This is a genomic window from Vreelandella arctica, from assembly GCF_037070215.1.
GTDB classification, from domain to species: Bacteria; Pseudomonadota; Gammaproteobacteria; order Pseudomonadales; family Halomonadaceae; genus Vreelandella; species Vreelandella arctica.
In genome coordinates, this window is sequence record NZ_JBANSN010000022.1 from 48970 (window position 1) to 61779 (window position 12810).

The window sequence follows — 12810 nt, forward strand, 5'->3', positions numbered from 1 at the left end:
GCATGGCTTCTCAAGAGCATCATATTAACGTAGCCGGCTTAACCGCCGGCAATTCCTTGCCGCTTATGCTGCTGGGCGGCATGAACGTGCTGGAATCTGCTGAGCTTGCCGACGAAGTTGCCCAAGCCTACGTCACGGTGACTCAAAAACTGGGTATGCCCTACGTTTTCAAGGCCAGTTTTGATAAAGCTAATCGTAGCTCGATTCACTCCTATCGCGGCCCGGGTATGGAGAAAGGGCTGCAGATATTGGCCGATATCAAAGCCCGCCACAACGTGCCGATTATCACCGATGTGCACGAACCCTGGCAGGCTGAAGCAGCGGCGGAAGTGGCCGACATTATCCAACTGCCAGCCTTTTTGGCCCGCCAAACCGATTTGGTAGTCGCTATGGCCAAAACCGGCGCGGTCATCAACATCAAGAAGCCGCAGTTTTTGGCGCCCCATGAAATGCGCCATATCATCAGCAAGTTTCAGGAAGCAGGTAACGACCAGCTGATGCTCTGCGAGCGTGGCTCAAGCTTTGGTTACAACAACCTGATTGTTGATATGCTGGGCTTTGGCGATATGAAGCAAACCGGGTATCCGGTATTTTTTGATGTGACCCACGCACTGCAACGCCCAGGTGGGCGTGCAGACAGTGCCGATGGTCGTCGGGCTCAGGTGGCTGAATTAGCGCGCGCAGGCGTGGCTGTTGGCCTTGCAGGGCTGTTTTTAGAAGCTCACCCTGACCCTGATAACGCCAAATGCGATGGTCCTTGTGCACTCCCGCTGGATCAGTTGGAGCCGTTTTTAACTCAGCTTGCCCAACTGGATGCGCTGGTAAAAGGGTTTGAGCCGCTAACCATTCGTTAGCGTGTGGCTTGATAGGCCGTGTTTTGCTGATTAGGGCGTTATATTAATAATTTTATCTGACTTACCGTTAAGGAAACTGCCATGACCAAAATTGTTGCTATCAGTGCGTTGGAAGTGCTGGATTCGCGTGGTAACCCCACCGTACAGGCGAACGTACGTCTTGCCAGCGGCGCTGTTGGTGAAGCCTGCGCGCCCAGCGGTGCTTCTACCGGCTCACGTGAAGCATTAGAGCTGCGCGACGGTGACAAGTCGCGCTATCTGGGCAAAGGCGTGCTGAAAGCAGTCGATGCGGTTAATGGCAAGATCCGTGATGCGTTGCTGGGTATGGATGCGCGTGATCAGCGCGGCTTAGACGATGCCATGCTGGCGTTGGACGGCACGGAGAATAAAGCGAACTTGGGCGCGAACGCGATTCTGGCCGTTTCCCTGGCGGCGGCTAAAGCCGCTGCTAACGCCAAAGGCGTACCGCTATATGCCCACATTGCCGAGCTTTACGGCCAGCCGGGTCAGTACAGCATGCCGGTGCCGATGATGAATATCATCAACGGTGGTGAACACGCGGATAATAACGTTGATATCCAAGAGTTTATGGTTCAACCGGTAGGTGCGCCTAACTTCCGCGAAGCGCTGCGCATGGGCGCGGAAATTTTCCATGCCCTGAAAAAAGTGCTGTCGGCGAAAGGCCTTTCCACCTCCGTTGGCGACGAGGGCGGCTTTGCGCCGAACCTGGCGTCTAACGCTGATGCGCTGGCAGTCATCAAGCAAGCCGTTGCCGATGCTGGCTACGAGCTGGGAAAAGACGTCACGCTGGCGCTGGACTGTGCTTCTTCAGAATTCTACAAAGACGGTCAGTACAACCTTTCCGGTGAAGGCAAAAGCTACGACGCCCAAGGCTTTACTGATTACCTAGCAGGCCTGTGCGCCGATTACCCAATCGTGTCCATCGAAGATGGCATGGACGAGTCCGACTGGGCAGGCTGGAAAGCGCTGACCGACAAGCTGGGCGCTAAAGTACAGCTGGTGGGTGACGATCTGTTCGTGACCAATACCAAGATTCTTAAGCGTGGTATTGATGAGCAGATCGGTAACTCTATCCTGATCAAGTTCAACCAGATCGGCTCGCTCTCCGAGACGCTGGATGCCATCAAGATGGCCCAGGATGCAGGCTTTACAGCGGTAATTTCGCACCGCTCTGGTGAAACGGAAGACACCACTATTGCCGATTTGGCGGTAGGTACCTGCGCCGGTCAGATTAAAACGGGTTCACTGTGCCGTTCTGATCGCGTTGCTAAATACAACCGTCTGTTGGTGATTGAGGCCGAGCTTGAAGATGTCACGTATCCTGGCCTGAAAGCGATCAAAGGTCAGTAAAGCGCCAATATTGAGTGAGGTTTGTAAGTAATATCTCAAGATTTTGTAAGAGATGTCTTACAAATGCCGACGAGAATCGCTTGGTTTGGGGTAAGATGAAACGAAAATTTCCACTAATTCAAATTTAAGCTTTTGTTTTTAAAGATAATTGTGGAATTAAGGCGAGTCGCTAAGACTCGCCTTTTTGCATTTTGGCTTTGTTGAGAAGCCGACGTGATCTGCCACAATACACGCAGGACAAGGGGAGGCAAGGATGCTTCAGACAGGATGCAACGGGATGTAGGACGGATGCGCCGGGCGATACAGAGAGGTGAGCCCCGGCAGGGAAGACATCTGAGGAAGTTGATACAGGGAGTGGTCAGAGGAAGTGCTTGGAGCGGGCGGCCTACGGGTCGCCTTTTTTTTGCCTCTTATTTGGCAATGCACGCTTGGCAACCCCATAAAAAACCAGCGCTTTTTTCAAAAAAAAGCGCTGGTTATAAAGTAACAGCAGAGCAGGCGTGAGTTAAGCTTAACGCTCTAACTTCTCAAGCTTACCGGGCTTGCCGTCCCACTCTTCGGCGTCAGGCAGCGGATCCTTCCTTTCGGCAATATTGGGCCATACTTCTGACATTTCAGCGTTAATCTCAATAAACGCCTCTTGCCCATCTGGCAGCTCATCCTCTGAGAATATCGCCTCAGCGGGGCATTCTGGTTCACACAGTGCGCAGTCAATACACTCGTCAGGGTGAATGACCAGGAAATTCGGGCCCTCGTAGAAACAGTCGACCGGGCAGACTTCCACACAGTCGGTGTATTTGCACTGGATGCAGTTCTCGGTAACGACAAACGTCATCTTGCTATCCCTCTTGCAGGGCCAGGTAGCTCCTGGCCATGGTCAATCGTGAATGGTTATAAATCAGCCGTTTTTTATAAGCTAAAAGTTTGAGCGACATTCTAGTGGTGCGCCTACCTGGCGGCAAGCGCCTTATGATTCCAGTTGGTAGCAATGCCAGTACAGGTTTCCGCGAGGGCGCTGTAAACCCGTCCGTGGGCGCTACTTTCGACATCTGACCGCCATGGATGGCGGAAATGCCGGAATTGTCGGGAACATTTTCCGGCCCTGTCGAAAGACCCTCGCTTCAACCTGCCCTGGCACCTGAATCTCACTTATCGCCTTTCATTCTATAAGCACCATTAGATCAGGTCTCGCCACTGATACAACAGCGATAGCGCTTCCCGCGGCGTTAAACCATCCATATCGACATTTTCCAATGCCTCCACCACCGGGTGCGGTGCGGCTGCAAACAGGTCGTTTTGCTGGGGAGCCGTTCGCGGCGCTTGCGCTGTGTTATCTACATCGCGCTGCTCCAGGCTCATCAGCTTCTCACGGGCCCGTTTAATCACATGACCAGGTACGCCCGCTAATTGAGCGACCTGCAAACCGTAACTCTGGCTAGCCGGGCCTGCTTCAATGCGGTGCATGAACACGATGCTGTCGCCATGCTCGGTCGCCGTTAGGTGAATATTGGCTACGCCCTCCATGTGTTCAGGTAGGGCGGTCATCTCAAAATAGTGGGTGGCAAACAGCGTTAGTGCACGCCCCTTGGCAAGATGTTCCGCACTCGCCCAGGCCAGCGATAACCCGTCAAAGGTGCTAGTGCCGCGGCCAATTTCATCCATCAAAATCAAGCTTTGCTGGGTGGCATTGTGCAAAATATTGGCCGTTTCGGTCATCTCGACCATAAAGGTGGAGCGTCCGCCTGCCAGATCATCCGACGAGCCAATGCGGGTAAATATCCGATCCAGCGGACCGATCTCGGCGGCATCGGCGGGCACAAAGCTGCCGCAGTGGGCGAGCAGAGCAATTAGCGCTGTTTGCCGCATATAGGTCGATTTACCACCCATATTAGGGCCAGTAATAATCAGCATATGCTGGTCGGGGTTAAGCGTAACGTCATTGGGCACAAAGGGCGTTTCGCTAACCTGTTCAACCACAGGGTGCCGCCCCGCCTCGATACGAATGCCTGTGGCCTCGCTCAGCGTCGGGCGCACCCAGCTCAACGCCTCGGCGCGTTCGGCAAAGGCGCACAGCACATCCAACTCCGCAAGCGCTTGAGAAGTGCTTTGTAGCGCGTGAAGGCTGTCATTCAGCTCGCCCAGCAGGCGGTCATAAAGCCATTTTTCACGGGTCAGTGCGCGGGATTTAGCCGACAGCGCCTTATCCTCAAACTCTTTGAGTTCAGGAATGATAAAACGCTCGGCGTTTTTCAGCGTCTGGCGGCGAATATAGTCAGCGGGTGCTTGCTGCGCCTGGGAGCGCGGCAGCTCGATAAAGTAGCCATGTACCCGGTTATAGCCGACTTTGAGATTAGCAAGTCCGGTACGCTCGCGCTCGCGGGTTTCCAGCCGAACAAGATAGTCGCCCGCGTTCTCGGCCATGCCCCGGTGCTCGTCGAGCTCGGCATCAAAGCCGTTGGCAATCACCCCGCCATCGCGGATCACCACCGGCGGATTCTCAACTAGCGCGCGGCTAAGCATGTCAGCCATTTCAGGGTAGGGGCGGATATGCGGGCGCAGGCTATCCAGCGCGCTGCCGTTCTCTACCTCGCCCAACTGCTGTTCAAGGGTAGGCAGAGTGACCAGGGCGTCACGCAGACGCGCCAAATCCCGTGGCCGGGCGCTGTACAGCGCGACCCGGGCCAGAATGCGCTCCACATCGCCCACATCGCTCAACGTCTCGCGCAGCGACATGTAGGCGGCATCTAGGCTTAGCAACGCCACGCCTGCATGGCGGTTTTGGACAATCTCTCGTTGGCGCAGCGGACGATTCAGCCAGCGTTTGAGTAGCCGCGAGCCCATGGCGGTGGTGCAGGTGTCCAGCACGCTCGCCAGGGTGTTGTCGCTATTGCCACCCAGGTTAATGTCGATTTCCAGATTACGTCGGCTGGCGGCGTCGATCACTACTGCATCGTCGCGATTCTCAACGCTAATCGCGGTCACGTGGGGCAAGCGCGAGCGCTGAGTGTCGCGGGCGTAATCAATCAGCACCCCGGCGGCAATCAGTGCAGTGGTCAAGTGCGCGCAGCCAAAGCCGCGTAAATCCTGCACTTCAAACTGATCGCACAGGCTGCGGGTGGCGCTCTCCAAATCAAACAGCCACTCGCCCTGGCGACGCAGGCTGCGCTTTTGCGACCAGGCATCGGGTAGCGTCAGGCTTTCGGGCACCAGCAACTCAGCAGGGGAGAGGCGAGTAAGCTCGGCGAGCATTTCGGCTTCGCTCTCCACTTCCAATACATTGAAGCGGCCGCTAGAGAGTTCTAGCCAGGCAAGGCCCCAGCTATCTTTACCGGGGGAGACCGATACCAGTACGTTGTCGCGGCGGGCATCGAGCAGCGCTTCATCGTGGAGCGTGCCGGGGGTAACGATACGTACTACTTGGCGGTCAACGGGCCCTTTGCTGGTCGCGGGGTCGCCTATCTGTTCGCAGATCGCTACCGATTCACCGCCAGCGACCAGACGCGCCAAATAGCCTTCAGCGCTATGGTAAGGTACACCCGCCATCGGGATCGGCTTCCCCCCCGACTGGCCGCGCTGGGTAAGGGTAATGTCCAGCAGTGCGGCGGCGCGCTTGGCGTCGTCGAAAAACAGCTCGTAAAAATCCCCCATTCGGTAAAACAGCAGAACCTCGGGGTGTTCGCGTTTGATCTTTAAATACTGCGTGATCATTGGCGTGTTAGGGGGAATGGCCTGTGACATGGGCGTCCTGATTGAGCAATTTCTTTGAGAAAGCTAAACACAGTATTCTACGCTGAACAGACGACTCACTTGAAGGAGCGACCATAGTGCCCAGCGTATCTAGCCTGAAAAATCTTGATTTGACGCTGCTAGCTCAGCGGCTAGGGCGGCTTTGTCAGCAGTTGAAGGTGGAAGTGACCGCCGCTGAATCCTGCACGGGCGGTGGTATTGCCAGTGCGATTACCAGCACGGGGGGTAGCTCTGCTTACTTTACAACGGGCTATGTGACCTATGCGAACGCGGCTAAGACCCGCCTGCTCGGCGTGCCAGACGCTATACTGGCAGAACACGGGGCGGTGAGCGAAGAAGTAGTGAAAGCGATGGTGCAAGGCGCCTGCCGGGATAGCGGTGCGGGCTTGGGCGTTGCCGTTAGTGGGGTGGCCGGGCCGGATGGTGGTAGTGCTGAAAAGCCGGTGGGTACCGTTTGGCTCGCCTGGGGTGATACCGCTGAGCAGCAAGCCGAGTGTTTCCACTTCCCTGGGGATCGCCAAGCAGTGCGCGAGCAGGCAGTGCGGCAGGCGCTGGCAGGGCTGGTGGCACGCCTGGATGCGCGGGTGAAGGCAGGCAAGCAGGGGTAGGGGTAGGAAAATAGTTAAGAGAAAGCGTGATCAAGGATTTGTTTACGGCACAATCTTTGGCATACTACTGGGTAATTATACAGCTTGTTATGAGGAATCTCTGAATGGCTCAGGATGACAACCGCACAAAAGCGCTAAACGCTGCACTCACCCAAATCGACCGTCAGTTCGGCAAGGGCACCGTCATGCGTCTAGGTGACGCACCGCGTGTGGTCATGCCGTCGGTTTCCACGGGTTCGTTGGGTCTGGATATCGCACTTGGCATCGGCGGGCTGCCGTTTGGCCGCGTAGCTGAAATTTTTGGTCCGGAGTCCTCGGGTAAGACAACGCTGACCCTTTCGGTGATTGCGCAAGCGCAAAAGCAAGGCAAAGTGTGTGCGTTCGTGGATGCCGAGCACGCTCTGGATCCAAGCTATGCCGAAAAGCTAGGCGTCAACCTGGATGATCTACTGATTTCCCAGCCGGACACTGGCGAGCAGGCGTTAGAAATTACCGATATGCTGGTGCGTTCCGGCGGTGTTGACGTGATTGTTATCGACTCTGTCGCTGCGTTGACCCCGCGCGCTGAAATCGAAGGCGAAATGGGCGATACCCATGTTGGCCTACAGGCACGTTTGATGTCTCAGGCGCTACGTAAAATTACCGGTAATATCAAAAACGCCAACTGCCTGGTGATCTTCATCAACCAGATCCGCATGAAGATCGGCGTGATGTTTGGTTCACCCGAAACCACCACCGGCGGTAACGCGCTTAAGTTCTACGCCAGTGTGCGTCTGGATATTCGCCGCACCGGCTCGGTGAAAGTAGGCGATGAAGTCACCGGTAACGAAACCCGCGTGAAAGTAGTCAAAAACAAGGTGGCACCGCCATTCCGCCAAGCTGAATTCCAGATTCTTTACGGCAAGGGTATCTACCACGCTGGCGAGGTTATTGACCTGGGCGTGCAGTGCAATCTGGTCGATAAAGCCGGTGCTTGGTACAGCTATAAAGGCAAGAAAATCGGCCAGGGTAAAGCAAACTCCGCGCTTTATCTGGAAGAGCACCCAGACATTATGCTCGAAATCGAAACGCAGATTCGTGAGCAGCTCTTGGCCAAGCCTGATCCTAAAAAGGAGAAGGAAGGTGCCCCTGCCGAAGCAGCGGCTGAAGTGGATGCCAACGATGACGATCTGCTCTAAGTCTTTTCTAACCGAGACAATCTAATGGCCTTTATGTCTCAGCGCGATGCCACTCCCCGTGACATCGCGATTGGCTTACTGGCTCGGCGCGAATACTCTCGCGCCGAACTAGCCCAGCGCTTAAAGAAAAAAGCCTTCGACGATACCGCTATTGACGAGTGTTTAGACGCTCTGGCCGAACAGGGCTTGCAATCTGATGCGCGTTTTGCAGCTAGTTTCGTACGCTCGCGCATTCTGCGCGGCCAGGGTGTTATTCGTATTAAAGGTGAATTGCGCCAACGCGGCGTCGACCAGGAAACCCTTAACGCTGCTTTTGAAGAGGTGGAGGAGGGGGAGCAGATTGACTGGTTCGAGCTAGCCCGGGAAACACTGACGCGGCGCTTTGATAGCCCCGGCGAAACACCTAAAGAGCGCGCTCGACGCGAGCGCTTTCTGGCTAGTCGTGGCTTCGATTTTGAGCAAATCCGCTATGCGCTTTCCTGTCTGTAATACATTTTCTCTATCTCTGTAATACTTTTCCCCTGCCTATAAAACGCCTGCTCTTACTTTTCTAATAGCGCTCTCATACGCTTTTCTAGCTATTTGTTTGCCTCTCTGCCACTAAGTGCGGCTTTAGTCGTTTGACAACTGCGCTATAATGGCCTCTTTGCGACCCCTGAGGGTAGCGTCGACAGCGCCCTGGGACACCACGCTTTCTTGTTACGGATACCCTATGAAAAGCGCAGAAATTAGACAGGCCTTTCTCACCTTCTTTGAAGAGCAGGGGCATACGATTGTACCCACCAGCTCTTTAGTGCCGGGCAATGACCCGACGCTGCTGTTTACCAATGCCGGCATGGTGCCTTTCAAAGATGTATTTCTGGGTCGCGACCCACGCCCCTACGTGCGTGCAACATCTGCGCAGCGCTGCGTACGCGCAGGCGGTAAGCATAATGATTTAGACAATGTCGGCTATACCGCACGTCACCACACGTTTTTTGAAATGCTGGGTAACTTCAGTTTTGGCGACTACTTCAAGCACGACGCCATACGCTTTGCCTGGGTATTTCTGACCGAAACGCTGGGTCTGCCTAAAGAGAAACTGTGGGTAACGGTACATGTTAGCGATGACGAAGCTGAACGTATCTGGAAAGACGAGATCGGTATTGACCCCGAGCGCTTTTCCAAATTAGACGAAGATAACTTCTGGCAGATGGGCGACACCGGTCCTTGTGGCCCGAGTTCGGAAATCTTTTTTGACCACGGTCCAGAGGTATGGGGCGGCCCTCCCGGTAGCCCGGAAGAAGATGGCGACCGCTACATCGAAATCTGGAACCTGGTGTTCATGCAGTTTGATCGTGATAGCCAAGGTACGCTCAACCCGCTACCCAAGCCCTCTATCGATACCGGTATGGGCTTGGAGCGCGTAGCTGCCGTCATGCAGGGCGTGCATTCCAACTACGAAATTGATCTGTTCCAGAGCCTGCTGCAGGCTGCGGCTAAAGCTACCGGGCACCCTGATACCACTACACCTTCGCTGCGCGTGATTGCCGACCACATCCGCTCTTGTGCCTTCCTGATTGCCGACGGTGTACTGCCTTCTAACGAAGGGCGTGGCTATGTATTGCGTCGCATCATTCGCCGCGCGATCCGCCATGGTCACAAGCTGGGAGCCGTAGAGCCGTTCTTCCACAAGCTGGTGGACGCGCTGGATGCCGAAATGGGTGATGCGTATCCAGAGCTTCGCGAAGCGAATGACCAGATCACTCGGGTACTGTTGAAAGAAGAAGAGCAGTTTGCTCGCACCCTGGACCATGGCATGGGGCTGTTGAATGCAGCCTTAGCCGAGCTGGATGGCAAGGTGCTGCCGGGTGAAACAGTGTTTAAGCTTTACGACACCTACGGCTTTCCTTTTGATCTCACCGCTGATGTGTGCCGCGAACGCGGCGTCACTCTCGATGAAGAGGGCTTTCAGCAGGCCTTAGAGGCCCAACGCGAGCGTGCCCGGGCGGCTAGCCAGTTCGGCGCTGATTACAGCGCCTCTATTGAACTTGACGGTGAGACCGCTTTTACTGGCTATGACCGCCTGGAGGATCAAGCCAAGGTAACGGCACTGGTCGACAGCGAAGGCAATGCGCTGGCTGCGCTGAAAGCGGGGCAGAAGGGCGTTGTGGTGCTAGATCGCACGCCATTTTACGGTGAGTCCGGCGGCCAGGTGGGCGATACCGGCTACCTGTATGTCGACGGCGGTCGTTTCCAGGTAACGGATACCCAAAAGCAGAGCGGGCATCACTTACACCAGGGCATTATGGTGGAAGGTTCGCTGAGTGTCGGTGCTAGCGTACGCGGCGAAGTGGATGCCAGCCTGCGTACCGCCACGATCCGTAACCACTCGGCGACTCACTTGTTGCACAAAGCGCTACGTATGGTACTAGGCGATCACGTGCAGCAAAAAGGCTCGCTGGTTAATGCTGAGCGGCTGCGCTTCGACTTTAGCCATTTTGAGCCGATGACTGCCGAGCAGTTGGCGGAAGTCGAACGGCTGGTCAATGAGCAGATACTGGCTAATGCGCCGACTAAAACCGAGCAAATGAGCCTGGATCAAGCCAAAGCCAAAGGGGCGGCGGCGCTGTTTGAGGCCAAATACGCCGAGAATGTGCGGGTACTGACGATTGGTGCCGACGACTTCTCTATCGAGTTGTGCGGTGGTACCCACGTGGCACGCAGTGGCGATATCGGCTGCTGTCATGTGATGAGTGAAGTGGGCATTGCCTCTGGTGTACGTCGTATCGAAGCGATTACCGGCGAAAACGCACTAACTTACTTCCGCGAGCAGGAAGCTCGCCTTGAGCGCTTGGGGGAACGTTTGAAGACCAAGCCTGAGCAAGTTGAAGCGCGGGTAGAGTCTCTGGTTGAGCGCAATCGTAGCTTAGAAAAAGAGTTGGAGCAGCTTAAAGCCAAGCTCGCCAGTGCTGCGGGTAGTGACATGCTGAGTCAGGTGCAAGAGGTCAACGGCGTTAAACTGTTAGCGACGCAGCTGGAAGGTGTCTCTGGCAAAGACCTGCGCGGCATTCTTGACCAACTTAAGAATAAGCTCAGTTCCGGGGTCATTATCCTTGGGGTTGCCGATCAGGCGGCGGGCAAAGTCAGCCTGATTGCCGGGGTAACCCAAGATTTGACCGGCCGAGTGAAAGCCGGTGAGCTGGTTAACCATGTTGCCTCTCAAGTGGGAGGTAAAGGTGGTGGCCGCGCGGATATGGCTCAGGCAGGAGGTAGCCAGCCCGATGCCCTGCCGGATGCGTTGAAGAGCGTACCGGCATGGTTGGAAAACGCACTTAGCTAAACCCAAAGGCCGGTGGCATGATTGTCACCGGCCTTATTTATTTAGGAGATCTCTGATTAACTATTGCGCTTGTTCATACGACGTTGAAATTAGCTTCAAAATGCTCATTTACTTTATGTAAACTCCGCTTTTTCATCTAATTTCGCCTTGTCTGAACTGCGCTCATTACGTTAATCAAAGACTCCTAGTGATAAATGTAACTTCACCCTCCATTCCCGAACGCATAGGAAAAACGGCATATGGCACTATACGTACAGAAGTTCGGCGGCACTTCGGTGGGCTCTGTCGAGCGTATCAAGGCCGTAGCGGAAAAAGTTAAGGGCTTCCGTGATCAAGGCCATCAGGTGGTGGTTGTGGTCTCCGCTATGAGCGGCGAAACCAACCGCCTCACGGACATGGCTCAGGCACTTAATGACGATCCCGCACCGCGCGAGATGGATATGCTGCTGTCGACCGGCGAGCAGGTGACGATTTCACTACTCGCCATGGCGCTGCAGCAAATTGGCGTGCAAGCCACTTCACACACTGGCGCCCAGGTAGGTATCCATACGGACAGCGCCTATACCAAGGCGCGCATCCAGCGCATCGAAACCGACGACCTGAAAGCTGACCTGGCAGCAGGGCAGGTGGTGGTCGTAGCCGGTTTCCAAGGGGTGGATGAGGACGGCAACATCACTACCCTGGGTCGTGGTGGCTCTGACACCACGGGTGTGGCCCTGGCCGCCGCACTTGGCGCCGATGAGTGCCAGATCTACACCGATGTGGACGGGGTATACACTACTGACCCGCGTGTATGTTCCAAAGCGCAGCGCTTAGAGAGCATTACCGTGGAAGAGATGCTGGAGCTGGCCAGTCTCGGCTCTAAAGTACTGCAGATCCGCGCGGTAGAGTTTGCCGGTAAATACAACGTGCCCCTGCGGGTGCTGTCGAGCTTTGAAGACGGCCCCGGTACCCTAATTGTTGCAGAAGCAGACAAAGACGAGGACGCTATGGAAGAACCACTGATCTCCGGTATCGCCTTTACCAAGAATGAAGCCAAACTGACCTTGCTCAATACGCCGGATGTGCCAGGCGTCGCTTCTCGTATTCTTGGCCCGATTGCCGATGCCAATATCGAAGTCGATATGATCGTACAGAACGTTGCCCCGGCTGGTGACTATACTGATTTCACCTTTACAGTTGCCAAAGGCGATTACAAAGCAACCAAGAAACTGCTTGAAGAGACGGTGATCCCGGATTTAGGTGGCGGCGAGCTGCGTGGTGATGACAACATCGCCAAGGTCTCCTTGGTCGGTGTGGGAATGCGCTCTCACGCGGGTGTGGCATCAAAAATGTTCCGCGTGCTGGCTGATGAGAACGTCAATATTCGTATGGTCTCCACCTCTGAGATTAAAATCTCAGTCGTCATTGATGAGAAGCATATGGAACTTGCCGTCAATGCGTTACACAAAGCCTTTGGTTTAGATAAGACAGATATCGAATCTGAATAACATTAATGCCTTAAATCTTCTACGCTGAAGGGGTACTTGCTGCCATGTGGTGGTGAGCTTTCTTTCAACGGGAGGTTGAGGTGTCATGGAGCCGGAGCCGTTGGTGACAGGCAACGCTATGGTCTTGCCCAGTAACAGTAGACACCTCAAAAATGTAATACGCTACGATGAGGTGAACCATGGCAAGATCGACAACATCAATGAAGAAAAAAACTTATACCCGTTACTCAGATGCCTACC

At 54.9% G+C, this 12810-nt stretch carries 9 protein-coding genes; 7 read left to right on the plus strand and 2 right to left on the minus strand.

What is annotated here, in order from left to right:
• Nucleotides 1-2 precede the first annotated feature (2 nt).
• Both kdsA and eno read left to right on the plus strand, forming a co-directional pair.
• The gene (gene kdsA, locus V8L70_RS16850) at nucleotides 3-854 is read left to right on the plus strand and encodes a 3-deoxy-8-phosphooctulonate synthase (RefSeq protein ID WP_101145797.1); all 852 of its coding nucleotides are present in this window, start codon (nucleotides 3-5) and stop codon (nucleotides 852-854) included.
• Between the two features lie 81 nt (nucleotides 855-935).
• Complete coding sequence (eno, locus tag V8L70_RS16855) at nucleotides 936-2225, plus strand: phosphopyruvate hydratase (protein WP_008957519.1); 1290 nt, start codon at nucleotides 936-938, stop codon at nucleotides 2223-2225.
• Between the two features lie 511 nt (nucleotides 2226-2736).
• On the opposite strand, the gene fdxA is transcribed toward eno, so the two are convergent.
• The gene (fdxA, locus tag V8L70_RS16860) at nucleotides 2737-3060 is read right to left on the minus strand and encodes a ferredoxin FdxA (RefSeq protein WP_008957517.1); all 324 of its coding nucleotides are present in this window, start codon (nucleotides 3058-3060) and stop codon (nucleotides 2737-2739) included.
• 341 nt (nucleotides 3061-3401) lie between these two features.
• Nucleotides 3402-5963, minus strand: coding sequence for a DNA mismatch repair protein MutS (gene mutS / locus V8L70_RS16865; RefSeq protein ID WP_101145799.1), 2562 nt, complete (start codon nucleotides 5961-5963; stop codon nucleotides 3402-3404).
• A gap of 83 nt (nucleotides 5964-6046) precedes the next feature.
• On the opposite strand from mutS, the gene V8L70_RS16870 reads away from it, so the two are divergent.
• The 5 genes from V8L70_RS16870 to V8L70_RS16890 all read left to right on the plus strand — a co-directional run bounded on the left by V8L70_RS16870 (nucleotide 6047) and on the right by V8L70_RS16890 (nucleotide 12570).
• Nucleotides 6047-6580, plus strand: a complete 534-nt coding sequence (locus V8L70_RS16870; RefSeq protein WP_101145800.1) for a CinA family protein — start codon at nucleotides 6047-6049, stop codon at nucleotides 6578-6580.
• Between the two features lie 104 nt (nucleotides 6581-6684).
• Complete coding sequence (recA, locus tag V8L70_RS16875; RefSeq protein WP_035564432.1) at nucleotides 6685-7758, plus strand: recombinase RecA; 1074 nt, start codon at nucleotides 6685-6687, stop codon at nucleotides 7756-7758.
• Between the two features lie 24 nt (nucleotides 7759-7782).
• Complete coding sequence (locus tag V8L70_RS16880) at nucleotides 7783-8247, plus strand: regulatory protein RecX (RefSeq protein WP_101145801.1); 465 nt, start codon at nucleotides 7783-7785, stop codon at nucleotides 8245-8247.
• Between the two features lie 223 nt (nucleotides 8248-8470).
• The gene (alaS, locus tag V8L70_RS16885; protein ID WP_101145802.1) at nucleotides 8471-11080 is read left to right on the plus strand and encodes an alanine--tRNA ligase; all 2610 of its coding nucleotides are present in this window, start codon (nucleotides 8471-8473) and stop codon (nucleotides 11078-11080) included.
• A gap of 239 nt (nucleotides 11081-11319) precedes the next feature.
• Entirely contained in the window at nucleotides 11320-12570 is a 1251-nt protein-coding gene (locus V8L70_RS16890) for an aspartate kinase (protein ID WP_101145803.1), read from the plus strand.
• Nucleotides 12571-12810 lie beyond the last annotated feature (240 nt).